General features: G+C 44.2%; 26 protein-coding genes. 15 read left to right on the top strand and 11 right to left on the bottom strand.

Annotated elements, in window-relative coordinates; translation table 11 throughout:
- Positions 1-5 precede the first annotated feature (5 nt).
- From ACO06Y_RS21385 to ACO06Y_RS21365, 5 genes are read left to right on the top strand one after another with little or no spacing between them, the layout of a single operon-like run.
- The gene (locus tag ACO06Y_RS21385) at positions 6-806 is read left to right on the top strand and encodes an SDR family NAD(P)-dependent oxidoreductase (protein WP_422081088.1); all 801 of its coding nucleotides are present in this window, start codon (positions 6-8) and stop codon (positions 804-806) included.
- Positions 803-1,714 (top strand): ROK family protein, encoded by a 912-nt coding sequence (locus ACO06Y_RS21380; protein ID WP_422081087.1) that lies wholly within the window; start codon positions 803-805, stop codon positions 1,712-1,714. Before ACO06Y_RS21385 ends, ACO06Y_RS21380 begins: the two co-directional genes overlap by 4 nt.
- An 11-nt stretch (positions 1,715-1,725) precedes the next feature.
- Entirely contained in the window at positions 1,726-2,511 is a 786-nt protein-coding gene (locus ACO06Y_RS21375; RefSeq protein ID WP_422081086.1) for a sugar isomerase domain-containing protein, read from the top strand.
- 4 nt (positions 2,512-2,515) lie between these two features.
- The gene (locus ACO06Y_RS21370; protein WP_422081085.1) at positions 2,516-3,874 is read left to right on the top strand and encodes an FAD-dependent oxidoreductase; all 1,359 of its coding nucleotides are present in this window, start codon (positions 2,516-2,518) and stop codon (positions 3,872-3,874) included.
- Positions 3,875-3,879: 5 nt separating this feature from the next.
- A complete protein-coding gene (locus ACO06Y_RS21365; RefSeq protein WP_422081084.1) occupies positions 3,880-4,842 on the top strand; it encodes a phosphotriesterase family protein in 963 nt (320 codons plus the stop codon).
- A 5-nt stretch (positions 4,843-4,847) separates the two neighbouring features.
- On the opposite strand, the gene ACO06Y_RS21360 is transcribed toward ACO06Y_RS21365, so the two are convergent.
- The 5 genes from ACO06Y_RS21360 to ACO06Y_RS21340 form a co-directional block, all read right to left on the bottom strand.
- Positions 4,848-5,558, bottom strand: coding sequence for a GntR family transcriptional regulator (locus tag ACO06Y_RS21360; protein WP_422081083.1), 711 nt, complete (start codon positions 5,556-5,558; stop codon positions 4,848-4,850).
- A 176-nt stretch (positions 5,559-5,734) separates the two neighbouring features.
- Complete coding sequence (locus tag ACO06Y_RS21355) at positions 5,735-6,646, bottom strand: alpha/beta fold hydrolase (RefSeq protein WP_422081082.1); 912 nt, start codon at positions 6,644-6,646, stop codon at positions 5,735-5,737.
- A gap of 9 nt (positions 6,647-6,655) precedes the next feature.
- Positions 6,656-7,780, bottom strand: a complete 1,125-nt coding sequence (locus ACO06Y_RS21350; protein WP_422081081.1) for a saccharopine dehydrogenase NADP-binding domain-containing protein — start codon at positions 7,778-7,780, stop codon at positions 6,656-6,658.
- Positions 7,781-7,910: 130 nt separating this feature from the next.
- Positions 7,911-8,261 (bottom strand): hypothetical protein, encoded by a 351-nt coding sequence (locus tag ACO06Y_RS21345; RefSeq protein WP_422081080.1) that lies wholly within the window; start codon positions 8,259-8,261, stop codon positions 7,911-7,913.
- Between the two features lie 148 nt (positions 8,262-8,409).
- Positions 8,410-10,530: a sigma 54-interacting transcriptional regulator gene (locus tag ACO06Y_RS21340; RefSeq protein WP_422081079.1), complete on the bottom strand. Its 2,121-nt coding sequence runs from the start codon at positions 10,528-10,530 to the stop codon at positions 8,410-8,412.
- Positions 10,531-10,841: 311 nt separating this feature from the next.
- On the opposite strand from ACO06Y_RS21340, the gene ACO06Y_RS21335 reads away from it, so the two are divergent.
- The 6 genes from ACO06Y_RS21335 (at position 10,842) to ACO06Y_RS21310 (ending at position 16,787) form a co-directional block, all read left to right on the top strand.
- A complete protein-coding gene (locus ACO06Y_RS21335; RefSeq protein WP_422084207.1) occupies positions 10,842-11,573 on the top strand; it encodes a pirin family protein in 732 nt (243 codons plus the stop codon).
- A gap of 53 nt (positions 11,574-11,626) precedes the next feature.
- Positions 11,627-12,376, top strand: a complete 750-nt coding sequence (locus ACO06Y_RS21330) for a hydrolase (RefSeq protein WP_422081078.1) — start codon at positions 11,627-11,629, stop codon at positions 12,374-12,376.
- Positions 12,377-12,497: 121 nt separating this feature from the next.
- Entirely contained in the window at positions 12,498-14,333 is a 1,836-nt protein-coding gene (locus ACO06Y_RS21325) for an amidohydrolase family protein (protein ID WP_422081077.1), read from the top strand.
- A 50-nt stretch (positions 14,334-14,383) separates the two neighbouring features.
- Positions 14,384-14,908, top strand: a complete 525-nt coding sequence (locus tag ACO06Y_RS21320) for a YceI family protein (RefSeq protein WP_422081076.1) — start codon at positions 14,384-14,386, stop codon at positions 14,906-14,908.
- A gap of 76 nt (positions 14,909-14,984) precedes the next feature.
- On the top strand, positions 14,985-15,434 hold the full coding sequence (locus tag ACO06Y_RS21315) for a DMT family transporter (RefSeq protein ID WP_422081075.1): 450 nt from the start codon (positions 14,985-14,987) through the stop codon (positions 15,432-15,434).
- Positions 15,435-16,787 carry an alginate export family protein gene (locus ACO06Y_RS21310; protein WP_422081074.1) on the top strand — a complete coding sequence of 451 codons (1,353 nt, stop codon included), beginning with the start codon at positions 15,435-15,437 and terminating at the stop codon, positions 16,785-16,787.
- Between the two features lie 42 nt (positions 16,788-16,829).
- Here the strand turns inward: ACO06Y_RS21310 and ACO06Y_RS21305 are convergent, their stop codons facing one another.
- From ACO06Y_RS21305 to ACO06Y_RS21280, 6 genes are all read right to left on the bottom strand, one after another.
- Positions 16,830-18,491, bottom strand: a complete 1,662-nt coding sequence (locus ACO06Y_RS21305) for an FAD-dependent oxidoreductase (protein ID WP_422081073.1) — start codon at positions 18,489-18,491, stop codon at positions 16,830-16,832.
- Entirely contained in the window at positions 18,488-19,906 is a 1,419-nt protein-coding gene (locus ACO06Y_RS21300; protein ID WP_422081072.1) for a sensor histidine kinase, read from the bottom strand. Before ACO06Y_RS21300 ends, ACO06Y_RS21305 begins: the two co-directional genes overlap by 4 nt.
- A gap of 273 nt (positions 19,907-20,179) precedes the next feature.
- Positions 20,180-20,692: an SRPBCC family protein gene (locus ACO06Y_RS21295; protein ID WP_422081071.1), complete on the bottom strand. Its 513-nt coding sequence runs from the start codon at positions 20,690-20,692 to the stop codon at positions 20,180-20,182.
- A gap of 6 nt (positions 20,693-20,698) precedes the next feature.
- Complete coding sequence (locus ACO06Y_RS21290) at positions 20,699-21,832, bottom strand: serine hydrolase (protein WP_422081070.1); 1,134 nt, start codon at positions 21,830-21,832, stop codon at positions 20,699-20,701.
- A 58-nt stretch (positions 21,833-21,890) separates the two neighbouring features.
- Entirely contained in the window at positions 21,891-22,160 is a 270-nt protein-coding gene (locus tag ACO06Y_RS21285; protein ID WP_422081069.1) for a hypothetical protein, read from the bottom strand.
- A 14-nt stretch (positions 22,161-22,174) separates the two neighbouring features.
- A complete protein-coding gene (locus ACO06Y_RS21280; protein ID WP_422081068.1) occupies positions 22,175-22,630 on the bottom strand; it encodes an SRPBCC family protein in 456 nt (151 codons plus the stop codon).
- Between the two features lie 123 nt (positions 22,631-22,753).
- On the opposite strand from ACO06Y_RS21280, the gene ACO06Y_RS21275 reads away from it, so the two are divergent.
- Genes ACO06Y_RS21275 through ACO06Y_RS21260 form a run of 4 tightly spaced genes read left to right on the top strand, consistent with a single transcriptional unit; the run spans position 22,754 to position 26,815 of the window.
- On the top strand, positions 22,754-23,641 hold the full coding sequence (locus tag ACO06Y_RS21275; protein WP_422081067.1) for a peptidyl-prolyl cis-trans isomerase: 888 nt from the start codon (positions 22,754-22,756) through the stop codon (positions 23,639-23,641).
- Positions 23,625-25,079: a peptidylprolyl isomerase gene (locus tag ACO06Y_RS21270; protein ID WP_422081066.1), complete on the top strand. Its 1,455-nt coding sequence runs from the start codon at positions 23,625-23,627 to the stop codon at positions 25,077-25,079. Before ACO06Y_RS21275 ends, ACO06Y_RS21270 begins: the two co-directional genes overlap by 17 nt.
- Before the next feature lie 4 nt (positions 25,080-25,083).
- The gene (locus tag ACO06Y_RS21265) at positions 25,084-26,037 is read left to right on the top strand and encodes an AAA family ATPase (RefSeq protein WP_422081065.1); all 954 of its coding nucleotides are present in this window, start codon (positions 25,084-25,086) and stop codon (positions 26,035-26,037) included.
- Positions 26,038-26,059: 22 nt separating this feature from the next.
- Positions 26,060-26,815, top strand: a complete 756-nt coding sequence (locus ACO06Y_RS21260) for a class I SAM-dependent methyltransferase (protein WP_422081064.1) — start codon at positions 26,060-26,062, stop codon at positions 26,813-26,815.
- Positions 26,816-26,839: the final 24 nt, after the last annotated feature.

Below are 26,839 nucleotides of genomic sequence, written 5' to 3'. Positions count from 1 at the left end.
TAATTATGGACTTTAGGAACACCTCATATATCGTTATGGGCGGCACTACCGGAATGGGTCTTACCGCGGCCAAGGCATTGAAAGCCAATGGCGCGAATGTTCTCGTTGTCGGAAGAAATCCAGATAATTGCAAAAAAGCGGAGAGAACCTTGGGGCATGGCAGTCTTTCATTGAGTGGGGATGCCGCGGCCCCTGAAACCATAAAAACTGCAATACAAATGGCCCATAACGCTTTTGGAAATATTACCGGACTATTCCACGTAGCTGGGGGAAGCGGCCGTAAATGGGGTGATGGTCCTTTGGACCAAATGACCCTGGACGGTTGGAACAAGACCTTGGAACTTAACCTGACCTCCTTGATGCTTTCCAACCAGGCCGTAATTCAGTATTTTCTTGAACACAAAAAAGAAGGGGCTATTTTGAATATGGGATCTGTATTAGGTTTTTCCCCATCTCCAAAGTATTTCGTTACCCATGCCTACGCCGCGGCTAAATCGGCCATTATCGGTTTTTCAAAATCCATTGCCTCCTACTATGCCCGGCACAACATCCGCGTTAATGTTATTGCGCCGAGCCTATTCATTACCCCCATGGCGAAACGGGCCGCAGAGGATAAGGAGATATTGGAATTTCTGAAGACAAAGCAACCATTGGATGGAGGACGTGCAGGAGCATCCGAGGATATCAATAATGCCGTGTTAATGTTCCTGCATCCAAACTCCAAATTCATTACCGGACAGGTTTTGTCCGTCGATGGGGGTTGGATTATTAGTGAGGGACAATACAATTCGTCTTTGGAGAAATGACAACGCACTATTTGGGTATCGATATTGGAGGGACAAAAATTAAGACCGTTGTCCTCAATGGGGAAGGTGAAATCTTGGATCAAGATGAGGTTTTGACCGAGGATGATTCTATGGACGCAGAACTTTGGAAGAAAAAAATAATTGCACAAATTGCAGAAAAGACCCACCGATATGCTGGAAAGGATGACGGATTGCTGCAATGTGCGATCTCGGCTCCCGGTCTGGTCGACAAAAAAAACCAGATGATACTCCACATGCCCGAACGCCTACAGGGCATAGAGAATTTTAATTGGTCCGAAGAATTACAGCGGGACATCAAAATCATCAACGATGGGCATTCGGCCTGTCTGGCCGAATATGAATCCTTCTATAGGGGACAGGGAATACAACATATGCTGATGCTTACTCTGGGCACCGGTGTTGGTGGAGGCATTATTATCAATGGGAAATTGTATCAGGGAAACCTACAGCGGGCAGGCCATGTGGGCCATATGACGGTTGCCTATGATGGCGCCCCCACCATGACCAATATGCCAGGGAGTTTGGAGCATGCTGTTGGTAACTTTTCAGTTTCCGAAAGGACCCAGGGACGATACAGAAGTGTCCGCGAACTGGTGGATGCCTATAAAAACGGGGAAGAAAGCGCTACGGGATGGTGGTTGGAATCCGTTCAAAAATTGGCGGTGGCACTGGCTTCTCTGACCAATATACTTTCCCCGGAGCTGATCGTTTTGGGAGGAGGCATAACGGCAGGTGCCAAAGACGTATTGATGGAACCCTTACGGGATTTCATGACCCGCTATGAATGGCGGCCGAAAGGACATAAGATAAAATTAGAGGCAGCGAGGCATGGTAGTTTCGCCGGTGCCATTGGGGCGGCCTTTTTTGCCAGAAAAAACAATAGTTAATCAAGAGATAAATGAGCGTTACAAAACAGTATTTGGAAAAAGGAAGGGATATCATTTCCACGATAGAAAGACAGGAGTCCGTAATTCAAGAAGTGGCGCAACTCTTTGCCAAGTCCATTTTAAATGGTAGAATGGTACACTTGTTCGGATCGGGGCATAGCCGAATAATGGTGGAGGAAATGTGGCCGCGTTATGGATCTTTCCCAGGTTTTAATCCTATAGTGGAGTTGTCCCTCTCCTTTCATAATCTGGTGGTGGGTGCCAACGGACAAAGACAGGCCATGTTCCTTGAAAATGTTCCGGGACTTGCGGCACGAATCCTTCGAAACTTTGATACCAGCCCAATGGATACGGCACTCGTTATCTCATCCAGCGGTTGCAATGTGGTTCCCATAGAAATGGCCGAGGAATTCCAAAAACGAAAAATCAAGGTAGTGGCCTTGGTAAGTAGCCTTCACTTGGAGGGCAGCACTTCGAAAAAAGCCGATGGAAAAAAGTTGACCGATTTTGCCGATTATGTTCTGGATACCGGGGCTCCTCTAGGTGATGCTATGATCTATCTAGATGGGCTCGATTCCCCCGTGGCACCCGGTTCTACTTTGGGTGGAGTTTTGATTATAAACTCGGTCAAGGCGGAAGTAGCCAATATCCTCCATAAAAATGGGAAATCGCCAAAGGTCTTGAGTAGCGGGAAAATAATCGGGGAAAAACGGGCAATGGAACTATTCGAATCGGCCTATGACGAGCATGCCCATTTAATGGCAAAATTGTATGAAAATGTAGGGCCTCAAAACTAATCGTATGCACTTTACCTCAAAAATCACTAAAAACTATAAAACGGATATACTTATTATCGGGAGTGGAAGTGCCGGATCTACGGCGGCAATCGCCGCCTCCCGAGGAAAATATAAAGTAACCCTAGTAGAGCGTTACGGGTTTCCCGGGGGTACCTCCACACAAATGCTCGATACGTTTTACGGTTTTTTTACCCCGTCCGATACCCCAAAAAAAATTGTCGGAGGGATACCGGATAAAATAGTGGATACCTTGAATACATCAGGAAATGTGTTTCTTAGGCCCAATACGTATGGGGCCGGAACAGGGGTTAATTATAACCCTGAAAAACTAAAACAAGTTTGGGACATTATGTTTGTAAAAAGTGGTGTGGAAGTCTTTTATCATTCTACCTTGGTGGCCGTAGAAAGTATAGGGGAGATGTCTACCTGCATCTTTTTCCATAAGGGAATGGGCTTTTTTTCCATAAGTGCAAGACGTGTAATCGATGCTTCGGGTGATGCGGATTACTGCCATTGGGCCGGTATTCCTTATGAACTTGCTGGAGAAAAGGAACCTGCCCAAAGTATGACGACCACCTTTCGCATGTCTAATGTGGAACATGAGGTCTATGAAGCAGCGGGGGGCAAGAAAATGCTCAAGGAAAAAATGGCGACCGCATATGAAAAAGGGTCGTATCCCCTGCCTCGAAAGGAGGGATCCGCTCATGAAATGTGCCAACCCAAATGCATATCCACCGTTGCCGTAAAAGTGGTTGACCTTAATCCTTTGGATGTGGAAGGCATTACCCAAGCGGAAATCGAGGGGCGCAAGCAAGCCTTTATTTTTGAGGATTTCTTTAGGGCCGAGGTTCCGGGCTATGAAAATGCTAAAATAATAGGACTTTCCCATCAAATTGGTGTTCGGGAAACCCGACGTGTCTATGGTGAATACCGATTGACCAAAGCGGATTGTATGTCCGCGAAAATTTTTGATGACCAGATTTTTCTCTGTGGTGCACCTATTGAGGACCACCGCAAGTCCGATGACGGCAAATCGGAGACCTTTTGGCAATATGTTCCCAATGGGGGAACTTATGGTGTCCCGTATGGTACCATTGTTCCAAAAGAAAGTACAAATGCCTGGGTGGTGGGTCGATGCTTTTCCGCCACACATGATGCCCATGCATCCTGTCGTTCTATGGCCCAGACCATGAGTATGGGGCAGGCCGCCGGTATTGCCGCGGTACTTTCTTTGAATTCCGACCAAGAACCCAAGCATATAGACATCCCAAAACTACAGGATTCCCTAATTAAACTGGGAGCTGTTTTGGAAACACCAAGTAAGATTGCGGATATCTCCCGTAGTGGATGGGCGAATAATTAAAAACTATGCAACAAGATTTTTTTAGAACGGTTTTGGGTGATAGGCCCGTCACGGAAATGGGGCTTACCTATGCCCACGAGCATATTGTGATCGAGGATTGCTATGTTACCGCCAAGCATCCGGAGTTTTTGTTGAACGATGTCCCCAGAATTTCTACCGAGCTTACCAGTTTTTACAATGCCGGGGGTAGAACCGTTGTGGATACCATGCCGGCGAATAGTGGCCGAAACATTTTGAAGTCGGTACAGGTGAGTCAATATAGTGGGGTAAACATCATTGTGCCTACGGGTCTTCACTTGGAAATCTACTATCCAGGGAACCATTGGCGCTATTCCAGTACTGAAGATGAGTTGACCCGACTTTTTATAGCCGATATTGAAGAGGGCATCGATCAGTTTGATTATTCCGGTCCTTTGGTCAAAAGAACACCGCATAAAGCAGGACTCATTAAACTAGCTACAGGAGACGATTCTTTTACAAAACATCAGGAGTTGATTTTTAGGGCCGTGGTCAATGCCCACCTGGAGACCGGAGCCCCGATATTGACACACACCAATTTTGGTAGGCAGGCATTGGAGCAAGCCCTGCTTTTTGAAAAACTGGGTGCAAAGTTACAACACGTTGTATTGTCCCACGTAGACCGCGCGATGGATGTTGACTACAATAGGGCCGTCTTGGACGTCGGTGTTCGGGTTGAATACGACAGTGCTTTCCGATGGAAAAAAGGACAGCCCAATTATACCCACAATCTTTTGGAAAAATTACTGCCGGATTATCCCGAACAGATTACTATGGGCATGGATATGGCCAAAAATGCCTACTGGCAGAGTTATGGTGGCCAACCTGGGTTAAACTATCTTATTGAAACCATTCCTGATTTTCTCAAATCCAAGGGATTGGAAGCGTACTACCAACAAGTGTTTTTTGAAAACCCAAAGATGTTGTACGCATTCTTTGGCGCCTCCTGAGCGAATTACAGGAAGTAACTATTTCTAATCGGGTATTCCCTGGTATTGCAATACAGATCCCCATAAAGGTTAAGGCCTGCTTTACTGGTCCTAAACCGCACCGAAATATGCAAAATGGAATTCCCTTCGGAAATCCCCAGATTTTGTGCGATATCCTTGGTTGCGGGTATCGATCGTAATTCCTGTTCCGCACCCATTATCTCAATCAGATATTCTTGACTCAGGGTTTTAAAAAAAGAACCTTCTACAAAGTCATCCGGCTTAATGATCTCCAGGGCATTGAGCGAATACCAATTATTTTCCAGAACCACCGGCCGATTGTTGATATGCCGTACCCGCTGAAAATAGACACACTTGGATTTTTGCTCCTCTTTTGTGAGGGAAAATGCTATGGATGGATCCCAATCCGTAATTTTTGGTTCCTTGGTCAGTATCGTTTTTACCTCATAATCGATAGCGCCCGAAAATCCCTTTATTGTCAATAATCCCAAGGATTTACGCCGTTCCAGGACTTTACTGCCCTTCCCATGCTCCTTTTCGATGAACCCTTCCTTCATCAGTTCGTCAAGTGCCTTTCGTACGGTGGTTCTGGTGGTGTTGAACTGATGACAAAAACTGTGCTCTGAGGGCAGATAACTTCCTACAGGATATTTGCCAATTTGTATCCGTTTCTTTATATATTCCTGAATCCGTTGGTATTTTTTCGTTTTTTTCAATAGTAGAGCCTCACGGTTTAATGGGCAATATACGGTATATTGCAAACTTCGGCCAAATCCGTTAATCTGCAATATTGCCTTGGTCACAAGTCTATCGGGAAAGGGTGCTACTCAAACCAAGGTTCGTTTAGTTTACCTGTGCTGTGCTTTTCACTGAATCATAAGATTGGACCTCTCTAATCCATATTAATTTCATTCAGAAATTGAATTGTATTCTTTTTAACGGCTTTCCCTTCCGTTCCCCACCAAACAAAATGACCCCCTGCCTTTACGTATTCCAATTTTAAGTTTGGAATCATTTCTTCCAATCTTTTTGGATGATCCATGCCTACATCAATGTCGATTGTAGAATGTATGGCATAAGTCGGACAAGTGATGATAGTCCAATCCACCTCGCCCAGGTTTTCAACTTTGTTTACTTCGTCCATCATTCCTTTGTATAAATCATTCATGGGTGTCATGGAGGCAATGAACGCCATAAATTCTGCCTTGCTTTCAGGGTCTTGAACGATTTCCCTTGCAATTTTTTGCCTTTCTTTTTTGTTCAGATCTGCTTCGGTTTTTAAGAAGGTTTCGATAGTCATTTCCGGAAACAGTTTCGCCGAAGTTTTCAGCATCCAGGAAATGAGTTTCTTGCCGGACTTTTTTAAGACCAATCTTCCGAGCAGGGAATTGGCAGATTCTTTGTTCACTTGGTATTTGCCAGTTACGGCGCTCCAAAGTACCAACGATTTAGTTGGATACTTGGATGTGTAATACAAAGCGGAAAGACCTCCCATTGAGATGCCAAACACATTAATTTTATCCTCGATATTTAAAGACTTAATTACTTCATGGTAAATGTCGGCTTGTTCCTCGATGCTACTGGCAGCATTTACCGGTAAATCATAATAACCCGGTCTATTGATCGATAAAACCCTGTAGCCTGCGTCACAGATCCACTCGAAAGCTATAGCCCCCATAAAACTGGCTCCTCCACCTGTAGAGAATAAAACTACTTTGTTATTTGATGCCCCCATATCCAGGTACCGTACCGGGCCGTACTTTGTATGGGCAGTTTTGTAAATCAGGTTACCATAGCCATTCATATTTCCATTTTACTTAGTATCAACGGCATTTATGGAATTATGCTCGCGAATTTGAACTCCCATGTTTTTTAAATCCTCGATTACCCTTCTTTCGTCAACAACATGGCCCATAAGATATAGGCCCGGTCTATGTATGGTATGGTCCAAGTATTGATTTAGACAGGCTATTATGGCATAGGATGAAAAATCAAATGGATCAGAAGAATATGCCGTCAATGAATAATTGACCTTTTGGCCATTTTTTGTTCCGTTGGCGAGCAGTTTAAATTCTACGCCGGGAGAGCCCTTGAAGAATCGTTTTACGCCCCAATGCATCAGTTTGGCAGAAAGCTTCTTTCCCGCTCCCTTTTTTATAGAATTCATGATTACTGAAAACGGAAACACCACATTATCCACAAAGTAGTTGAAGCCTGCGATATAAACACCCATATTGTTGATGTCCAATTCCTTTTGCAGTGGGAATATTTCCCTCATTTGAGAAGGGTAGCATAGCCGTAACCCAAATTCTTTGGAGAATTGAACTCGTATTCCATCCTTATACGAGGCCTTTTTCCACTTGCCATCCTTCGATATTTGAGCATTGCCTTCCGTAATTTCGTGAATTATCTCATAAGTGGATTCTGGTTTTCTGAAGAGGGTGTTCATAACCATGGCCACATTTGCGCTTATATAGTTATCAAATTTAGTTTTCGCATACTTTATAAATGGAGCAGGGAGACCGGGATGAAAGCCGGCCTGAGTGATGAAGATACGTTGTTCCGAAATAATTCTTTCTTGATAGGCTTCAAGTTTATCAACAACGTCCCCTCGGATTAAGATATCGATTACATCGGTATCGGTTTCGAGGGCAGCCTCGGCAATAGTGCCCATATGATCAGGGGTGGTAGTAGTGACGATTACCAAATCTACTCGACTAAAAACACTTTCCAGATCTTCTCTTTGGGTGGCATCCGCATAAACTGTTTTGATTTGTTTATCCGGATACTCGCCGAGTAGGATTTTTGCAAAGCGATTGGATTCATGTAGGTTCCTACCCCCTATGGTAACGTCGCAATGGGTTAGTTTAAGAATATTTCTTGACAGTGCCCTTCCTACACCACCGTTTCCTCCCAGAATTAGTATATGTGGCCCCATTGATGTATCAATTCTTTTCCTTTGAAATTAGGTTTCGGGCAGCTTTTGAATAGTAGATTAAAGATAGTAAAAGGATGCCAAATTGTATTGGTACTTGCGAAAGTTGATTACGATTCCTATTGTTCTTTGGTTATGCAAAGTAAGCCTTGAACGATAGGAACAGCCCTACCAGGAACAATACCAATAACAAAAGATTTGAGAACAAGGATTTTTCAGGTTGTTTTTGGGTAGGGAAAAACATTCTGGCAAGTCCGAGCAGTATAAACAACCAACCGAATATTGTAATGACGAGCGTCCAGTCCATAGACCAATGATTATGCATTCGGATGACAATTAACCCACCTATCAATAAGACCAAGCCATTAAGATATACTACCGTGGGATGGACGTTCTTCCAAATTTTGAAATTTAAATATTCGGACGAGGCGATGGCCATTAGTATCGGCCCAATTACGGCCGCTAGGTTTAGGGAAACTTCCATTTTCAAAATATTCAGTCCTTTTTGGGGATACAATCCATTTCAAGGGAATTTGTCAAAATCAGGTCTATGAAATCCGAACAATTCGTGGTCGAAAAATGCATATAGGGGTTATTTGTGGTGTACGCAAATATCCTCAAAATCCGATTACCTAGGATGTATAAACGGTCTCTTTTTTAATCCCGAGACGTTTCATCTTGGCAAACAAGGTTTTGTCCTTCATATCCAAGATTACGGCCGCGCCCTGCGGACCGCTCACACGGCCCTTGGTATGCTGTAGTACCTTGATAATATGATCCCGTTGAATTTCCTCAAAGGTCTTTAGGGCAGTATCTTCCTTTATCTTGGATTTCCCGTTGGGCAGCCAACTTCCCGGAAAAAGAGTAGTTCCCTCTTCAAGGATTACCGCCCTTTCAATCAAGTTCTCCAACTCACGGATATTGCCGGGGAAGGAATACCTAGTAAATGCATCCAAGGTTTTTTTGGAGATTTTACGCAATCCCTTTCCTGCTTTTGCCGAATACTTTTCTAAAAAATACTGTGCCAACAAGGGAATGTCCTCCTTCCGCTCTCTCAGCGGGATATTATGAATGGGGAAGACGTTAAGGCGATAATATAGATCTTCCCTGAATTTTCCATTTTTGACCATTTCTTCCAAGTCTCTGTTCGTAGCCGCAATAACACGCACGTCCACCTTTTCGGTTTTTGTACTTCCTAAAGGGTCGAACTCTCCTTCTTGAAGCACCCGTAATAACTTAGGTTGCAGCCCCAAGGGCATTTCACCGATTTCATCCAAAAAGATGGTACCACCATTCGCCAACGTAAATTTTCCTATCTTATCGGAGGTGGCCCCGGTAAACGCCCCTTTTTTATGACCGAAAAGCTCACTCTCGATGAGTTCATTGGGCAAGGTGGTCACATTCACCTTGATCAGCGGGCGTTCGTTGCGTTTGCTATTTTGATGAATTCCATTGGCCAATAACTCCTTTCCCGTACCGGACTCCCCCGTAATCAAAACGGAGGTATCGGTTGGGGCCACTTTCTCCACTTCCTTCAACACCTTCGCATAGCTCTCACTGGTACATATAATATCATCAAAATTGATATTTCGCTTTATCTCGGTCTGTAAGTACTCGTTCTCCTGTTCCAATTGCCGTTGTAGCGATTTGATTTCCCCAAACGCTTGGAACAATTGTTCCTCCTTTTTCTTTCGTTCCGTAATGTCCCTGACGATGGCACAATTCAAATCCTCGCCTCGATAACAAATGTGGTTGGCCGTGATGTCCGCCTGAAACTTTGTGCCATCTTTTCGGGTGACCAACCATTCAAAGCGCAGTACCTTGTTCTTGGCAATATCATCCATATGCTCTCCCCACCACTCCTTGGTAATGGACGAATCCAAATCAAAAATGAAAAAGCTTTCCAGTTCCTTCGGACTAAAACCCAAATGCTTGGCAACGGAATTACTATAATGCAACAGCTTGCCCTCCCTATTGTACACATAGACTAGGTCTTCTGCATTGTCCAGGATTTCCTTATATAGTTTAAGGGCATTTTCACGTTCTTTTTGCACGGTCACATCCTCATAGGCCCCGATGACCTTAAAAATCTTTTCGCCTTTCAGGATGGCCTGGCCCTGACATCGGATAAAACGCGATGGGTTCTCACGGGTCTCCAGGATCTCATCATAGGGTTTTGCGTGGCGCATGGTTTCCTTGAGCAATGTTTTTAACCGTTCCGGTTCCTTGAATTGATGGATGATGGTCCCTGGAAGCAGATTTTCCTTATCAGCGGTACCAAAAAGTTTTAACGCTTCCTTGGTTACGATAAGCGACCCGTCCTGAAGGTTCAGTTTCCACCCGCCCACCTGGGTCATTCGTTCCACATGCCCCAAAAGGTTCTTATAAAAACTGGAATCGGAAATGTCATTGATCAATGCGCTAATCAGATTTTTTCCATTATTTGAGAAAAACTGCGCAAAAACTTCGACTTCATATAGTTTTCCGTCCTTTCGCTTATGGGTGTCCTTGAAGTTGACCACCTTCTTTTCCCCAACATCTCTCCAGTGCTTTTCCCACTCCATTTGGGTCACGGTGGGATTTAGGTTAAAGATACTGAGCTTGCCCATTTGTGATCTGCTATAACCTAACCGTTTAAAAAACAAGGCATTGGCATATACAATCTGCCCCTGTTCATTGAACCAGATTACTTCGTAGGGAAGCTCTTCCACCAACCATTGGTTAATGATTTCATAAGCGACGGAGTCGGACATTTTTTTAAGCTTTTGCACCTTAAAAATAGGTTAAAAGTTCTCATATATCAGAAAAATCTAAAAAAATAGCAGTTCGTTTTTTGGAACAACACCTCAAACTCCCTGTAAATAAGGGAGTTATTGTTTTGGTACAGAAATGGCACATGGAAGAACGAATTCAAATCAAAACAATGGAACGAAAGGAATTCATAAAAAGAACGGTCTTGGGAGGGTTGGCCTCCACAACTGGAATTGTGGTCTCCGCAAACCCGAAAGAAAAGCAGCATTCCCGAGAACCTTTAAAACAAGTAGGATTTAATCATATAAAAAACATGGAAACAAAAACAAAAACTACCGTATTGCATAAAGCAGAAACCCGTGGGGATGCCAATCATGGATGGCTACAATCCAAGCACAGCTTCAGCTTTGCGAACTACTACAACCCAGAACGTATGAACTTTGGCGTATTGCGGGTGTTGAACGATGATACCGTTGCCGCAGGTATGGGGTTTGGAAAACATCCCCATAGCGATATGGAAATCATCTCCATTCCCTTGGAAGGCGATTTGAAGCATATGGACAGTACAGGCCGAAGCGAGATCATCAAACAAGGCGATGTGCAGGTCATGAGTGCCGGAAGTGGCATCCAGCATAGCGAGATGAACGCCAACCGAGAAAAACAGGTAAAATTCCTCCAAATCTGGGTGATGCCCAATAAGGGTGGGGTAACGCCGCGCTATCAACAGATTACCTTGGAAGAAGGAGCACGGCACAATAAACTACAGCAAATCCTTTCGCCCAACGCCAATGATGAAGGGGTATGGATCCATCAAGATGCTTGGTTTCATTTAGGTAAGCTAGAGAAAAACACCGAGTTGGAATATCAAGTCAAAAAAGCTGGCAATGGGGTCTATGCCTTCGTGATAGAAGGGAATGTAACCATCAACGGACAGTCACTCAATAAGAGGGATGGCTATGGCCTTTGGGATATTGAAAACATTGAAATCACGGCCGATTCCAAAGCTGAGGTATTGTTGATGGAAGTACCCATGAATATCAAGTAATTAACAATTAAATCAAGTAATAACCGTCTAAAATGACATCAAATACATCTAAAATGAGAACTTTTAAATTATCTATGCTAACCCTATTCGTAAGTGCCCTAACTTTTGGACAATGGACGCAGTATGCTCCAAATCCTACAAATGATCCCGCTAACGCCGCGGAGCAAGTTTTACACCCTGGAAACCATGCTCTGCTGCTTATCGATCATGAGGGTCAAATGGCTTTTGCCGTAGAGTCGCAGCCTATTGAAGAATTGCGCAACAATGCCGGTCTGATCGCCGGTGCCTCAAAACTTTTCAAGGTGCCAACGATTATAACTACAGTGGCCGAAAAACAATTCTCAGGGCCAATTTTTCCGGAAATCAGGGAGTATTACCCAGATGAGTCGACCTACATTGACAGAACGACCATGAACTCTTGGGAAGACAAGAATTTTGTGAAGGCGGTAGAAGCTACCGGAAAGAAAAAATTGGTTATGGCCGGTCTTTGGACAGAAGTATGTATCAATCTTGCCGCCTTGTCCGCCCTCGAGGATGGATATGAGGTATATGTCATCTCCGATGCCTCCGGGGCTGTATCACAAGAGGCACATGACATGGCCATGGTACGGATGATCCAAGCCGGGGTAATTCCGATGACCTCCATGCAATACATGTTGGAAGTCTATAGGGATTGGGCGCGTTCTGACCAGTACGTGGAAGTAAACGAGCTTGCCAAAAGATATGGTGGGGCCTATGGTCTAGGTATTGATTACATCAAGACCATGCAGAAGTGGGCAAAAGAAGCAGAAAAGAAAAACTAAATCATAGCCCGCTATCGAACTAATGATATCGATAGCGGGTGAATTTGGCCGATTGAAAATTCTCTACGGGAATTCTGCTAACGAACACTTGTTTTAACCATAACAATTATCAAAAAACACCATGAAAAAATTTGACAAAAAGAATATGGATCGCAGGAACTTTCTGAAAGGATCGCTCGCTGCTGGAGCCTCTACACTGGTCATGCCCTCTTTATTTGGAAATGGATTTTCTCAAATCAAAGGGTCGGCCGATTTAGTGGTACGGAACGCCAAAGTAACAACAATTGATCCCAACATACCTTCTGCAGAGGCTTTTGCCATTAAAGATGGGCGCTATTATAGGGTTGGTTCCAACAACACGGTGTCCGAATTAATAGGAAGAAACACAAAAGTTATTGATGCAAAAAATCATAGGATTATCCCAGGGTTAAATGACTCCCACACCCATGGTGTCCGTGAAGGTTTGCATTATGGCCTGGAATTGAGATGGGATTGGGTAAGTTCTGTGGAAGAAGCCTTGGCAATGCTTGCAGAGGAGGTAAGGCATACCCCAAAAGGACAATGGATACGGGTTGTTGGTGGCTTCTCTTGGGAGCAGTTCAAGGAAAAACGCATGCCCACTTTAGAGGAAATAAACAAGGTGGCCCCTGACCATCCGGTTTATATCTTTTACCTCTATGCCTATGGTATGCTGAACAGAAAGGCTGTTGAAGTCTTAAACTACGATAATGAGCCCATCGACCTTTATTACAAGGGAAGGATAGAAAAGGATAGATATGGTAGGGCTACGGGTATTATTACAGCCGCTCCTTCTGGCTTAATTATGTATAAAACGCTTACCAAGTTACCGGCGAAATCCAAGGAACAACAAATACTGGGTACCCGTCATTTTATGAATGAAATGAATGTATTGGGGCTTACTTCCATTTCTGATGCCGGTGGTGGTGGCATGCAGTATCCTGATGCGTATGACGTAATAGGTGATGTACATAAACAAGGTTTGTCAACAGTGAGGGTAGGTATCCACACTTTTCCACAAGTTGGAGGGCGTGAATATGATGACTACAAAAAATGGATAGGGATGATAAAACCAGGTGATGGTGATGATATGTACCGATTCATTGGTGGTGGTGAGAACATCGCATGGGCAGCATATGATTATGAAATTTTCGCCCAGGAACGTCCTAACCTGGAATCCAACGTAAAGGAAGTGGCCATGCCTATTTACAAGCTGTTGGCAGAGAACAACTGGCCTTGGAGACAGCATATCACATACAATGAATCGGCAGAAATACTTTTGAGTATTTATGAAGAGGTTGCGGCTGCTGGTGATGGTACGCTTCCAAAGGGCACATTTATAGACCATGGCGAAACCTTTTCGGAAAAAACGCTAGAGCGCATTGCCAAACTCAATATGGGGGTGGCTATTCAAAACAGAATTGCTTACCAAGCCGAAGACTTCGTCAAAAGATATGGGGCGGCCAAATTGGCCCAAACACCACCTATCAAGAAAATGTTGAAAATGGGTATTCCTGTCGGTGGTGGAACCGATGCCACGCGTGTTAGTTCATACAACCCATGGTACTCTATTCACTGGTTGGCAACAGGTCAATCTAGGGGAGGCAGACAGATGTATGGGGAAGACAACATTTTAACCAGGGAGGAAGCCCTAAAATTGTGGACCACAGGTTCTGCATGGTTTACAGGTGACGAAGGGCGCAAGGGTGCTATTAAGGAAGGGCAATTGGCCGATTTTACCATCCTTAACCAGGACGTTATGGAAGTGCCGGATGCCTTGATTCCACGCACACATGCCAAGTTGACCGCAGTCGGCGGGAATGTAGTGCATGCATACGATGCATTTGAAAGATATGCACCGGCACCGCTACTTGAAGTAGCACCCGACTGGTCCCCCCTTTATCGCACAGGTGACTTTAGAAAATTGTATTTGAGTTAAAACCTATTCTTTAAAAACAATAATCGATAAAAATTAAAACAAAAATAGATATGGAAACAATAGTAAAAACAAAATGGAATTTAGATACCGCCCATTCAGAAATTGGGTTTAAGGTAAAGCACATGATGATTTCTACGGTAACCGGTCATTTTGAGGATTTCAATGCGACCGTTACTACGGAATCGGATGACTTCAGCAATGCGGACTTTGATTTCGTGGCTTCCGTTGGAAGCATCAACACAAAAAATGCAGACCGCGATAACCACCTAAAGTCCAATGACTTTTTCAGTGCGGAAACCTATCCTGAGATGACTTTTAAGTCCACTTCATTCGACGGCGAAAAAATGACCGGGGATTTAACCATTCGCGATGTCACCAAAAGCATTGAATTGGATGTGGATTTTAACGGCATAGCGGTTGACCCTTATGGCCAGACCAAAGCCGGATTTGAAATGAATGCTACACTTAATCGTAAGGATTTTGGCCTTACTTGGAGTGCGGTTACGGAGGCCGGAAGTGTCGTTGTTGCGGATACCGTGAAATTGGTAGTGGCATTGCAATTTATAAAGCAATAATCCCTAGGGTAAAGGCTGTCCAGTATACATTGGGCAGCCTTTTTTATTATCTGTAATCCCATAAAAATCCAAATTCATGAAAGCACAGGTACTCTATATTGTCCTAGCCGTTGTTGCCGGTGCTATGCTTCCCGTACAGGCCGGGTTGAACGTGCAATTGGGGAAATCCGTACAACAACCCATCTTTGCGGCATTTGCCTCCTTTTTGATCGGTTCATTGGGCCTATTGGTGTACCTGTTCCTTTTGAAATTCGACTTTGGAACAGTATCGCAGACTAGAACCGTATCCCCAATGGTATGGATTGCCGGGATTTTGGGAGCCTTTTATGTTGCAGCGGTCATTATTCTTGCACCAAAGCTAGGTACGGCCCTTACCTTCTCGCTCGTGGTCACCGGTCAGATGGTCGTTTCACTGATACTGGACCATTACGGATTATTGGGCTTACCTGTCAAACACATGAACTGGCAAAGGCTTCTGGGCGTGGCGTTTTTGATAACCGGGGTACTGTTGATACGGAAGTTTTAAATGAAAAAATGGCATTTTATAGTACTTTTTTTAGTAGTTGAATTTGCTGCCCGTGGGCAACGGGAAAATCCTGATTTTAGTTTACTTCGGCAGAACGACGATGTGTCTGCATGGCAGGAAAAACAGGACAAGAACCTATATGAGGGAATGAAATGGATTGATCTGGGAGAAAACAATAGTTTGAGTTTTGGGGGAAGCTATCGATTCCAGGCAGAGGCCTTTGTCAATGAGCAGTTCAGTAGGGAAGAAGACCAGACCGATGTCTGGTTCCTGAATCGGTTGATGTTTCATAGCCATCTTAGATTGGGGGAGGCATTTGAACTTTTTGCCGAACTGAATTCCAGCACCATCACCAGTAAGGAGAACCTATCCCCAGTGGACAAGGATGAATTATCCATTAATCAACTCTTCGCAAAGTACCGGTTCAACAATAGGTGGAGTTTGCTGGCGGGTAGACAGAACCTTCGTTTGGGAAGTGGTCGTCTTGTTGATGTACGGGAAGGCCCCAATGTGCGATTGTCCTTTGACATGGTCTCCTTGGATTATGAAAGCGAGAATACCACCCTAAGGGTATTCTTTGGACTCCCAGTACAGCAGCAACCCGGAGTCTTTGACAATGATTTTTTAAAGTTCACGGAGAGTATAGGGGGACTTTATGCCACCCAAAGCTGGGGGAATGCCTTGAATTTTGACGTTTATGCCCTGTACAAACGAGAGGATGCCAAGACATGGAATTTGGGCACGGCGGATGATAGAAGGACATCCCTGGGGTTCAGACACTTTGGTGAATGGAAAAATTGGCGTTTCAACAACGAATTTGTATATCAGTTGGGTGATTTTGGCGATCAGGATATCACGGCTTGGACGGCTTCCTTCAACATTGAAAAATCCGTCAACTGGTTCAAGGAAGATTTGAATATTGGGGTAAAGACCGAAGCCATAAGTGGGGACAATGACCCCAATGATAATACCCTTAAAACTTTTGATGCCCTATACCCGAGAGGGGCCTATTTTGGAAGGGTTGCACGTTTTGGGCCTTCCAACCTTGTTGATGTACATCCGTATGTTAACGGAAATTTTGGGAAGTTCTCCCTGGAACTGGACTATGTAGCCTTTTGGAGGTTCTCCAGATCTGATGGGGTGTACAACCCGGCCTTGATTCTGGAATATCCATCCTTAAATACAGAACGATTTATTGGACATCAAGTAGGAACCATTACCGGACTGGAATTGAATACGAATATTGTCTTGGAATTGGAAACCAACCTTATATTCCCAGGAGCCTTTTTAAAAGAAAGCGGCTTGGATGATATCCTATTACATACGGTATTTACCATGGAGTTTAAGTTCTAGTCGATTCAAATAGATAATCTCATTTCGCTGAAAGTCCACTTCCTAATTCTCGCTCAAATACTTGTGCACCAAACTAATGGACATGGAACCTTCCCCTACGGCCGATGCCACACGATTCATGGCGCCACTACGGACATCACCAGCAGCAAAAACTCCGGGTACGCTGGTCTCCAAAAGATAGGGCTCTTGGTTTTTCTTCCATTTCAAGCTACCATTTTGATGATCCAAAACTTCCCTTCCGGTGACCAAAAAGCCCTTGTCGTCCTTTAGGAAAAGGTCACCTGTCCATTCGGTATACGGTTTGGCCCCTATAAAGATAAATATGGCGCGTGCCTCCATTTCTTGTTCCTCATTATTCTGTTTATTTCGCAGTACTACGGTTTCCAAGTGGGAATTTCCTTTGGCCTCCATAATCTCGGAATGGGTAACGACCTCAATGTTCGCAGTATTGTTGATTTGGTCGATCAAATAGGAACTCATGGTAGACACCAATGAATCCCGCCGGATAATGATATGGACCTTCTTGGCATACTTTGAAAGGTACATGGCGCCCTGTCCGGCACTGTTTCCACCCCCTATAACATATACCTCACCATCTTTACAGGTATATGCTTCGGTGGTCGCCGCACCATAATATACTCCTGCTCCGGTCAATTGCTCCATCCCTTTGTTGGATAACTTTCGGTAATCCACTCCTGTAGCAATAACCACGGTCTTGCTCTTTACCTCACTATCATTGGAAAGTGTCAAGGTCTTATAGGAATCCTGTATTTTGATGGCCTTAACTTCCACGGGGGATAAAAACTCGATACCAAAACGTGTGGCTTGGGTAATGGCCCGTCTTGCCAAATCGGAACCGCTCAACCCCTTAGGAAAACCCAAGTAGTTCTCAATACGTGAACTGGTTCCTGCTTGGCCGCCTGGGGCCTTTCTATCGATAAGCAGGGTATTCAGTCCTTCGCTACCTCCATATACGGCAGCCGCCAAACCTGCCGGTCCTGCTCCTATGATGACTACATCGTAAAGGTCTTCCCGGGCTTTGACATTCAACCCTAATTTTTCGGCAATAGCCGTAAGTGCCGGATTTTTCAAAAGACTCCCATCTTCAAAAAATACCGTTGGAAAGTCCTTGTCCTGCAAATGGTTACTTTGCGCCAATTCCTGGGCCACGTCCTCGTTTTCAATATTGAGAAATTGATACGGGAACATGTTTCCCGCCAAAAAATCCTTGATGTAGTGGGTATTGGGTGAAAACTGATAGCCTACGATGCGCAATCCCGAAAATGGTGGGGAATAATGCGCCAACCAGTCCTGGAGTACATCATCGATAATGGGGAACAATTTTTCCTCGGGCGGGTTCCAGGGTTTCAAAAGGTAATAGTCCAACTGTACATCATTGATAGCCTTAATGGCCGCATCAGTATCCGAATAGGCCGTAAGTAAAACCCGTTTGGCCTGTGGAAAGGAGGCCAAAGCCTGTTCCAAAAAATCCACCCCCAACATTTCCGGCATCCTTTGATCGGATAATAGAAGTGCCACTTCATCGCCTTTGTTCTTCAAGGAAGTGATCGCTTCCAACGCCTCTTTGGCAGAGGTCGTGGCCATAATGCGGTAATCATTTCGGTAACGCGATCGCAGGTCACTCCTTATGGCGGACAATACTTGGGCGTCATCATCTACAGCAAGTATAATGGGTTTTTTCATGTATTCTCTTCTTCTGAATTTTGGCCAATGGGCAAACAGACCTCAAAAACAGTTTCCCCAGGTCTTGAGGTAACCTTCACCTGCCCATTGTGTTGTTTTATAATTTTTTGTGTCACATCCAATCCCAAACCTGTGCCTTTTCCCACTTCCTTGGTGGTGAAAAAGGGCTCAAAGATTCGGTTGGCATGTTCTTCGGGGATGCCATGTCCATTGTCCTGAATGTAGACGTAGGCAAAATTCCCCCTGCCTTTGGTCCAAATGGTCAATTTCCCGCCCTTGTCAGGCAGGGCATCAATGGCATTATCGATTAAGTTGGTCCATACCTGATTCAATTCACCGGGCAACCCTTTTATTTTTGGAAGGTTTTGATCAAACTGGGTAGTCACTTCATGGCCTACCTTACCAATTTTATGGTTAAGTACGTTCAACGTACTTTGAATTCCTTGGTGAATGTCCAACAATTGAAAATCGAGACTTTGATCCATATAGGAGTAGGTCTTTACCGACTGTACCAAGGTCTCTATCCTTGAGGAGGCCTCCTTGATATCGGTAACGGTCTTGTGCGTAGTCATGTTCTGTACAATCCACTTTAGGACAGGATTAAAATCCTCCTCCCGAAGCAGGGACTTGACGAATTGCAGATCCTCCGTATTAAACTGATACTCTACCAACAGAGGTACCAAATCATATTTGTCGTCCAAACTACAATCGGAGAACCAATCGTACAAATCATCCTCCAGGGTGTTTTTTTCCAATAAAGTAAGTTCAGTAGGTTTCTCCTCCAATTTCTGGTACATGAAGCGATTAACCTCATCAATGGCGTCGTCATCCGTCTTAATCTTGATCACCTGTTTGAAATCGGCGGGCAATCCCATCAAATGTTGTTGCAAGAGTGCCGCACTCCGTACCATGGCCGAAGCTGGATTGTTCAGTTCGTGGGCCAGACCTGCGGATAGTTTTCCCAAAGCGATCAGTTTTTCATTTTGGACTTCAATATGGGTGATATTCCGGATACGGTTGTTCATTTCGTGTACCAAAACCTCGGTCAATTCATAGTGTCTCCGTATCAGTTCTTTAAGGTGATTCCGATGTAGTTTGCCCACTGTCCCGGGTGTCACCGCAATAGCGAAACCTGAGGCTTCCTTGGCCCGTGAAAAAGGTAAAAGCCCTGAGATGTCGTGCTTTTGGAGCCTTCCAAATGCCTTGCGACTGTTGTTCTGCATTAGGTACAGCTCAAAATCCCCTTCGAAAATAAGCATGAGATGATCAATGGGACTTCCCCTTTCGAACAGGTAGCCCCCCTTGGGGATTTCAGCGATCTCCAAATGTTCACTTAGCCATTGAAGTTGTTCGTCGGGGATACTTTGCAAGAGGGGAAAGCGTTGGAGTCCCTCAAATGTCTTATTGTTTTTCATGACCAAAAAATCCTTTCTTTTCCATACAGGAAAGATAGCGAACTTATGAGAAAACTAGGGCTTTGTTACTTGCAATTTATGCTTTGCCCGCCTTTGGTCACCAGATTGAATTTTATGGCATCCCTTCCGAATCGGAACTTTCTGATATACTGCATCTTTTGAATCAAAACCGTTGAAGCGGAATTCTGGATGAATATGGGCCGACCTAACTTTTGCGGAAGTAGTGTCGGATTTCTTAGGTAAGGTCCGGTCTACAAACCTTTTGATATGCCATTACATGTTTACAAACTCGAACCCTGCCAACGGAATGTTGCGGAGATCCCTTTCCGTTTCATTGAGTAGAATACCATATTCCAGATGGGCCTTTAAATTGGCCAGCCAAAAGGTCCAGCCATTACTGCAACCAAAATGGATGTTTAACCTACTCTGCTCATCTATGGGAATATCATATTGTCTTAAAGTTAGTAGGCATACATTTCCCTGGTCTTCTATATGTACGGAAACTTTGCTGTCCGCAAAAGAAACCTCCAGGAAATCGGTACCGTTGGCCTGTACTACCTTTCCTTTTTCCAAGGGATCCCAATTGTGCCATCCCCAAACATAGTCGTCACCGGTCTGCATAGAAGCCTCGGCGCTACGCGTTTGACCTTCTGGGGAGATGTATTCGGCCTTCCTTAAGAACCAGGAACAGATACCTTCTGGAGTTGCCCAGCACCAATAGAGTTTTTCCCGGGTAGCTTGTATATAGATTTTCTTGGTGAAGGAATCAAAACTTAGCTTTTCCATAGTGTTTTATTTATTGCGCTTCAGTTCGTAATCATAGAGTTGTCTCCCCAATTCTGCCAAAAACGGGATGCCGATCCCATCATATTCGTACTGATTGTCGTTAAAGATGCCGTCCTTATTGACCAAGATAGTCGCCGAAAGCATGAATTCCACATCATTTTTGGTGTCCACAATATAGGCGCAGTCCGTAAGTGTACCATAGGCAAAGCCTACCTTGTTGTAAATTTTGATGTGATCGGGAATGTTTTCCTTGGTATCGCCATACAAAAAGAATTTACAATACCCGTCATAATACTCCACCGGATCGTAACCCACGGCCTTGGGTAAGGTATGCATTGTACTTAATAGGTACTCACGTTGCGACTCGGTGAGACGGAATTTTTCTTTTTCTGAAAACTTCTCCGGGAAAATGACCCTCTTCAAAACCCCGTGCTGGGCATCTATGGGATAATGATTCTTTAGGCTAAAGTCAAAAGGCCCCTCTAGTAACGAGTCTTCCTCATAAAACCCTGTTCCTTTTCTTATCTTGTTCAGTTCCAGCGGCCTTGGGGCGGTGTTAATGCTCCCCTCCAATGTGGCAGTAGTACTGTCGTTAAGATAGATTACCAAAGGTTTGGTGGTGACATCGTCGGAGTGGTAACCCAAACGATGGGAAATCCGTACCGGGCCAATACCTTTGCTTCTTAACCGATCATTAATCGCATCCTGACCTAAAAACTCCACCAAACGATTGTTGGCATGATTGTCACTTACGGCAAAAATTTCGGAAATGGCTTTCGCAAAAGTGGTCTCAACGGAATCACCTTCCACATAAAAACGGGTATCCCTGTGCAATGTATCAATTTCGTTCAGTTTTTCTAGGGCCAAGACGGCAATGGGGAATTTTACCGTGCTTGCAGGATAGAAATAGTTTTTCCCATCCACCTGAAAATCGTAATCTGTAAAAAGGATGCTATCCTTTATTCGATCTAGTTGGGTATACCGGATCTGCACTTCATATTGATCCACACTGTCCATGACCCTTTTTATATTCGGGTTTTCCGAGGAAAGTACCTTTTGCAAGGGATTTTCCAAAACTTGGGCATTGGAACAGGCGGCCAGAACACCGCACATAACAAGTGAAAAAAAGAATATTCTCATACCGGTTTAAGGTTTGGTGGGTTATCTTGATTATAAAATGTAGCTTTTCCCTATTGCGCTATTTTCCTTCTTTTGGAGGTTCCAAGGAAACCTCTTCATGGACTTCGCCGCGATGGGGCTTTAAAGCGTCCCTTACCTTGATCATTTCCGATTCCGGAACCACTATATAGGCCACGCTATGGACTTCGTTCATATATTGAAAACCGGTAAGGGTCTCTTCCAGGCCCTCCAGAGCACTATATTGCTTTAAATGTATTTCATGGTGTTCTGCCGTTTTATCCGCTACCGGCCCCCTAAAGTCCCAAATAAGTTTAATTCTTCTGCTCATTTTTCTACTGGTACTTATGAATCCGCTACGGAGACGCCCTTTTCCGCAAAGGCCTTGAAATCTTGGGCATATTTTTGGGATTGTTTTTTAAAGGCGCCGGGCATAAGGAAACCCATCAGTTTCATCATGAAACTGGCAAACTGGAATTCGGATTCGGATATCCATCGGGTACTATGTCCGTCAACATCCTTAAAATAATTCTTCTGAATGTTATGTACCCCTTTGGTATCGTAGGTGGCGTGAAATTCATACGGGAAATTGCTTCTAATGATCGTTTCTATGAGCACCATATCCCGTTTCCCCATTTTATAGCTTAGTTCCATTTGGGCCCCTTCCTCTCCCGGTGTGTCCGAGAGATGTTTATAGCCCACAAGGCCACGTTGCCAATGCTTCATATTATCGGGATTGTCCAATTTCCGGACAAATTCATCCAAGGGAATATCAATAGTGATTTCCGTAGTGTATTTCATGGTCGGTATAGTTGTTGCATTCGCCCTACTAATGTAATAAAATAAAAGAGGGCTGGCGGCCAAAAATGTGTTAATCCAAGGTTTATAACTTGTTAAGCACACTTTAATTTTTATTTTTGCGGGATGTTTACCCTTTTAAGCAATGCAAGGCTAGTAGTATTCCTTTGCCTTTTTGTAGTGCTCCTTACGTTGTCCTGCGGTTCCTATTTAAAGGAAAATGAGGAGAAAGTGCCATTGGCAAGGGTAGGGGAGCGCTACTTGTACAAGGAGGACGTTTCGCCCTTGTTGAGAAAGGGAATATCCCCCGAGGACAGTGCTTCCTTTGTCACCAATTACATCAATAATTGGGCCTCCAAACAACTGTTATTGGACAGGGCAAAAATTAATTTGCAAGAGGAAAAATTGGCCGAGTTCGATGCCTTGGTCGCCGATTACCGCACAGACCTATATACTAGGGCCTATAAGGAAGCGTTGGTAAACCAGGGAAGTGATACCTTGGTAAGCCCGTCCCAATTGGAAAGCTTTTATGAGCGCGAAAAGGAAAACTTCAAATTGAAGGAGAAGCTCGTACAACTTCGTTTCATTGAACTCCCCACCGAATTTTTGAATAAAGGGGAAGTCATAAAACGGCTAAAAAGTTTTAAGGAAGAAGATATGGTCTACTTGGATTCCATAGGAGTACAATTTCGAAAATTAAACTTCAACGATTCCATATGGATAAGAGCCTCTAGGGTCATAGAGGAAATTCCCCCCTTGACCCTTGAAAACCAGGATCGATACTTAAAAAAATCACAATTTTTTGAATTGGAGGATTCAGTAGGGGTATATTTGGCTAGGATAAACGATGTGCGTCAGGTCAATGAAATAGCACCTTTGTCCTTTATAGAACCTACCATCAAACAAGTACTTTTGAGCAGGAGGAAATTAAACTATATTCGAAAATTGGAAACGGAAATATTAGATGAAGCCATTAAACAAAATGAATTCGAGGTCTATGCACAAAATAACTAAATTCCTAGTTTTAGGGGTATTCCTATTTGCCCAGGGAACGGTATCGGCCCAAATGAGCACCGATACATCGGATTCCCAAACGGAGCCTACGGCCTCCCCGATGCAAGCTGAGGCCGAAATCAAAAAAGACTCGTCCGAGAGCTTTAAAAGAATAAAGTTGGATGGTATCGCTGCGGTAGTGGGTGATTATGTAATCCTGGATTCCGATATCGACAAAACACTGATAGACCTAAAAAGTCAAGGCGCATCCACAGAGGATATCACTCGTTGCGGGCTTTTGGGAAAGCTTATGGAAGACCGTCTGTATGCGCATCAAGCGGTGCAGGATAGCCTTTTGGTATCGGATGATGAGGTTGCCGCGACCACTGAGGCACAAATTCAGGAATTGGTCTCAAGAACCGGTTCAATGGCCAAGTTGCTGAGGTTTTACAGAAAAGATGACGAGGTCAGTTTGCGGGAAGAGATCAGCAAAATCAACAAACTTCGTATGTTGTCCGAAAAAATGCAGCGCGATATTATCTCGGAAATTGAGATTACCCCGGAGGAAGTACGGCAGTTTTTTAGTAAGATTCCCGAGGATGAACGCCCAGTATTCGGTGCCGAGCTTGAGATTTCCCAAATTGTAAAGCAGCCAAAGCCCACCGATGCCGAAAAGCAGAAGGTTATTGATAAACTCAATACCATAAAGGCCGATGTTGAGGACAACGATGCCAGCTTTAGTGTAAAGGCCATTCTATACTCCCAAGACCCGGGCTCAAAACCCAGAGGTGGACTTTACAACGGTATTACAAAGAAATCCGGATTTGACAAGACATTTAAGGACGTAGCTTTCAGTTTGCGGCAAGGCGAGGTGTCCGATCCCTTTGAGACCATGTTCGGTTTCCATATCATTTATATCGAGAAAATCAGGGGCCAGGAATTGGATCTTCGCCATATTTTAATTCAACCTGAGATTTCACAAGATGCTTTGGACGAGGCCAAGGCCGAATTGGATAGTATAAGACAGAACATTCTGGACGAAAAATTTACGTTTGCCGAGGCCGCATTGAATTTTTCGGATGAAAAGGAGACCAAATTTGATGGCGGGTTGCTACGGAACCCCACCAATTTTGATTCAAAATTTGAATTGACCAAAATGGATCCCACATTGTACAATCAGGTAAGAAATTTAAAGGACAATGAGATTTCCTATCCTATCTTCGAGGAAGATCCACGTGGGGGCGGGCCAAAGTATAAGATTTTAAAGGTTACCAACAGGTATGATGAACATGTGGCCGATTTCGCAAGGGACTATACCAAAATCCAACAATTGGCACTTACGGAAAAGCAGTATAAAGCCATAAAAAAATGGATGGACGAACATATTGAGGATACCTACATTAGCGTAAACGACAACAATAGGGAATGCAATTTTGCCAACAATTGGGTAAAGAATTAAGGGAATGTCAGACGTTACGGCGATCAATCAACTTGTAGAAAAACATAGTGCGCTAAAACAGGAAATCGCCAAGATCATTGTCGGTCAGGAAAAGGTCATAGACCAGATTTTATTGTCCATTTATACGGGAGGCCATTCGCTGCTGATAGGCGTGCCGGGGTTGGCCAAGACCCTAATGGTAAATACCATAGCCCAGACCTTGGGGCTGGATTTCAAACGTATCCAATTTACACCGGATCTTATGCCCAGTGATATTCTGGGAAGTGAGATCTTGGATCAAAACCGGAATTTCAAGTTTATAAAGGGTCCGGTATTCGCCAATATCATCCTGGCGGACGAGATAAATCGTACGCCGCCAAAGACCCAGGCTGCACTTTTGGAGGCCATGCAGGAGCGTGCCGTTACCATTGCCGGGCAACGTTATAAATTGGAATTGCCCTACTTTGTACTGGCCACACAAAATCCTATAGAACAAGAGGGTACCTATCCTTTGCCGGAAGCGCAATTGGATCGTTTTATGTTCGCTATAGAACTAAAGTACCCATCCGTTGAAGAGGAGATACGTGTGGTAAAGACTACCACCAATGACGAATTTCCAAAGGTAAAGGCACTTTTTAATGCCCAAGAAATATTGGAGACCCAGCATTTGATCCGTAGGATTCCCGTACCGGACAATGTTGTGGGGTATGCGGTTAATTTGGTCAACAGTACACGTCCCGTTTTGTCATCGGCCTCGGATTTTGTAAAGCAATATATTGATTGGGGTGCCGGTCCAAGGGCCTCCCAAAACCTTATTTTAGGCGCCAAGGCCAACGCCGCCGTACAGGGCAAGTTTTCTCCGGATATGGAAGATGTCAGGGCCGTGGCTATGGGAATTCTCAGGCATAGGATCATAAAAAACTACAAGGCGGAGGCGGAAGGTATTTCCGAGGAGGATATCATAACTAAGCTTCTTTAGGGATTTTTCCTAACTTTTCAGGATGAAAAGGGCAAAGGACAAATTTTCAAAACAATCCAAAGCATATAAAAAATTTCGTCCAACGTATCCGGATACCTTATACGGGGAAGTATTGAAATGGGTGCAAGCAAGGGATGCCTGCTGGGACTGTGGTACCGGAAACGGTCAGGTCGCTTCGGCACTTTCCCCATATTTTCGTACTGTTTTTGCCACGGACATCAGCCAAGAACAAGTCCAAAATGCCGGAAACCGGGACAACGTTATTTTTAAGGTCGAAAGGGCCGAAAATACGAGCTTCTCAGATAATCAATTTGATTTAATAACGGTGGCACAGGCCATTCATTGGTTTGATGTGGCTGCATTCAATAGAGAGGTCAAAAGAGTGGCCAAAAACGGATGTCTACTTGCAGTATGGGGCTATGGACTGCTACGGATCTCCCCGGTGGTCGATGAACTAATGGATCACTTTTACAAGGAGGTCGTTGGTCCGTATTGGGACAAGGAAAGAAGACATATTGATGCTTCCTATGACACCATTGAACTGGACTTTGAACCTATTGCCATGGATTCGAACTTTGCCATAACCGTTTCATGGGATTTAAGACGTTTGGAAGGATATCTCAATACATGGTCCAGTGTTCAAAATTATAGGGATCGGAACAAGGGCCAAAACCCTGTGGATGATTTCATGGATAGGTTAAGATCGGTTTGGGGTGAGACGGGGCAAAGGAATGTCAACTTCCCTATTTTTGTCAAGGCCTTTCGAATTGAAAAATAGCTACCGGAACGTTATTTTTCTTCC

The organism is Ulvibacterium sp. (genome assembly GCF_965228935.1).
Taxonomy (GTDB): Bacteria; Bacteroidota; Bacteroidia; order Flavobacteriales; family Flavobacteriaceae; genus Ulvibacterium.
This window is presented reverse-complemented; position numbering and strand designations above follow the sequence as displayed.

Excerpts from the sequence above, each read along its gene's own strand:
- ACO06Y_RS21385 (WP_422081088.1), top strand. The coding sequence starts at position 6 with ATGGACTTTAGGAACACCTCATATATCGTTATGGGCGGCACTACCGGA.
- ACO06Y_RS21380 (WP_422081087.1), top strand. The coding sequence starts at position 803 with ATGACAACGCACTATTTGGGTATCGATATTGGAGGGACAAAAATTAAG.
- ACO06Y_RS21375 (WP_422081086.1), top strand. The coding sequence starts at position 1,726 with ATGAGCGTTACAAAACAGTATTTGGAAAAAGGAAGGGATATCATTTCC.
- ACO06Y_RS21370 (WP_422081085.1), top strand. The coding sequence starts at position 2,516 with ATGCACTTTACCTCAAAAATCACTAAAAACTATAAAACGGATATACTT.
- ACO06Y_RS21365 (WP_422081084.1), top strand. The coding sequence starts at position 3,880 with ATGCAACAAGATTTTTTTAGAACGGTTTTGGGTGATAGGCCCGTCACG.
- ACO06Y_RS21355 (WP_422081082.1), bottom strand. The coding sequence starts at position 6,646 with ATGAATGGCTATGGTAACCTGATTTACAAAACTGCCCATACAAAGTAC.
- ACO06Y_RS21350 (WP_422081081.1), bottom strand. The coding sequence starts at position 7,780 with ATGGGGCCACATATACTAATTCTGGGAGGAAACGGTGGTGTAGGAAGG.
- ACO06Y_RS21345 (WP_422081080.1), bottom strand. The coding sequence starts at position 8,261 with ATGGAAGTTTCCCTAAACCTAGCGGCCGTAATTGGGCCGATACTAATG.
- ACO06Y_RS21340 (WP_422081079.1), bottom strand. The coding sequence starts at position 10,530 with ATGTCCGACTCCGTCGCTTATGAAATCATTAACCAATGGTTGGTGGAA.
- ACO06Y_RS21335 (WP_422084207.1), top strand. The coding sequence starts at position 10,842 with ATGGAAACAAAAACAAAAACTACCGTATTGCATAAAGCAGAAACCCGT.
- ACO06Y_RS21330 (WP_422081078.1), top strand. The coding sequence starts at position 11,627 with ATGAGAACTTTTAAATTATCTATGCTAACCCTATTCGTAAGTGCCCTA.
- ACO06Y_RS21325 (WP_422081077.1), top strand. The coding sequence starts at position 12,498 with ATGAAAAAATTTGACAAAAAGAATATGGATCGCAGGAACTTTCTGAAA.
- ACO06Y_RS21320 (WP_422081076.1), top strand. The coding sequence starts at position 14,384 with ATGGAAACAATAGTAAAAACAAAATGGAATTTAGATACCGCCCATTCA.
- ACO06Y_RS21315 (WP_422081075.1), top strand. The coding sequence starts at position 14,985 with ATGAAAGCACAGGTACTCTATATTGTCCTAGCCGTTGTTGCCGGTGCT.
- ACO06Y_RS21310 (WP_422081074.1), top strand. The coding sequence starts at position 15,435 with ATGAAAAAATGGCATTTTATAGTACTTTTTTTAGTAGTTGAATTTGCT.
- ACO06Y_RS21305 (WP_422081073.1), bottom strand. The coding sequence starts at position 18,491 with ATGAAAAAACCCATTATACTTGCTGTAGATGATGACGCCCAAGTATTG.
- ACO06Y_RS21300 (WP_422081072.1), bottom strand. The coding sequence starts at position 19,906 with ATGAAAAACAATAAGACATTTGAGGGACTCCAACGCTTTCCCCTCTTG.
- ACO06Y_RS21295 (WP_422081071.1), bottom strand. The coding sequence starts at position 20,692 with ATGGAAAAGCTAAGTTTTGATTCCTTCACCAAGAAAATCTATATACAA.
- ACO06Y_RS21290 (WP_422081070.1), bottom strand. The coding sequence starts at position 21,832 with ATGAGAATATTCTTTTTTTCACTTGTTATGTGCGGTGTTCTGGCCGCC.
- ACO06Y_RS21285 (WP_422081069.1), bottom strand. The coding sequence starts at position 22,160 with ATGAGCAGAAGAATTAAACTTATTTGGGACTTTAGGGGGCCGGTAGCG.
- ACO06Y_RS21280 (WP_422081068.1), bottom strand. The coding sequence starts at position 22,630 with ATGAAATACACTACGGAAATCACTATTGATATTCCCTTGGATGAATTT.
- ACO06Y_RS21275 (WP_422081067.1), top strand. The coding sequence starts at position 22,754 with ATGTTTACCCTTTTAAGCAATGCAAGGCTAGTAGTATTCCTTTGCCTT.
- ACO06Y_RS21270 (WP_422081066.1), top strand. The coding sequence starts at position 23,625 with ATGCACAAAATAACTAAATTCCTAGTTTTAGGGGTATTCCTATTTGCC.
- ACO06Y_RS21265 (WP_422081065.1), top strand. The coding sequence starts at position 25,084 with ATGTCAGACGTTACGGCGATCAATCAACTTGTAGAAAAACATAGTGCG.
- ACO06Y_RS21260 (WP_422081064.1), top strand. The coding sequence starts at position 26,060 with ATGAAAAGGGCAAAGGACAAATTTTCAAAACAATCCAAAGCATATAAA.